1 protein-coding gene and 1 pseudogene are annotated in these 962 nt (G+C 47.5%); both read right to left on the reverse strand.

The window, feature by feature from the left end:
* Positions 1-339 (reverse strand): annotated as a pseudogene (degA, locus tag ACWHAR_RS23925) (transcriptional regulator DegA); the annotation flags it as partial.
* 17 nt (positions 340-356) lie between these two features.
* Positions 357-962: helix-turn-helix transcriptional regulator (locus ACWHAR_RS23930; protein WP_452088045.1), on the reverse strand; the 606-nt coding region annotated here is incomplete at its 5' end.

Genomic DNA, 962 nt, shown 5'->3' on the forward strand with positions numbered 1-962 from the left:
CTTCAAAACAGAAAAATACTTTGTTTCTTTTTTCGGATCGTAATCGGTGCTGCAAATCAAGATTTGAAAACCGAGCTCATCCGCTCTTTCCTCAATGCTTTTGGCCAGTTCGCCGTAAAACGGATTTGAAATATCAGGCGCCACGAGAGCAATCATATTCGTTCGTTTTCCCGTTAAAGCCGCGGCGTGAACATTGGGCGTGTATGCCATTTCATTCATGACATTCATGACCTTCTGCCGTGTTTTATCGCTGATTCTCCCCGTATTGTTTATCACACGGGACACAGTTGTGATCGAGACACCCGCCGCCTTTGCCACATCGTAAATTGTTGTTTTCATGTTCATCCCTCGTCTGGTTATTGAACTTTCCGGCTGACAATTTTCCGGTATTCAATTGGTGAAATGCCTTCTATCTGCTTAAAGAGTTTTGAAAAGTATGTCGGATCTTCCATTCCGACCGTTTCCGCAATAACGCCCATTTTATCATTTGTAGAGGATAAAAGACGCTTCGCTTCCGTCATTCTCACCCGGTTCGTGTATTGTGCCGGAGTTACGCCGAGCACCTGCTGCATGCAGCGGCTCACATAATCCTGATGATAGTGAAGGGCGAGCGACAGATCCTTGATTGTCGTCTTTTCCTTATAGTGCTCCTGTAAGTACCGGGCCGCCTCCCAGGCTACCCGCTCTTTCGCAGACGGTATTTGGAACGCTTCTTTTTGAAGATGCAGCATCAGCTCCTCAAATAAAATTTGCTTTCTGAGCGGCAAATCAGAGTTTTCCGCGGAGTAATCGATCAGCTTTTCAAACTGCTGCGCCATAAACTGCGGGCGCTGCACCTTGCCTTTTCTCGGCAAGGCCAATCCGTAGCGGGCCGGCTCTTCGAAGCTCCCTTTTTCCTGCTGAAGCTCAGACCAGTTGCTGCCTCCCTTTGCCGTAAATTCATATCGATGTTCATCGAAGTG

Source organism: Bacillus sp. LR--39, from assembly GCF_053613335.1.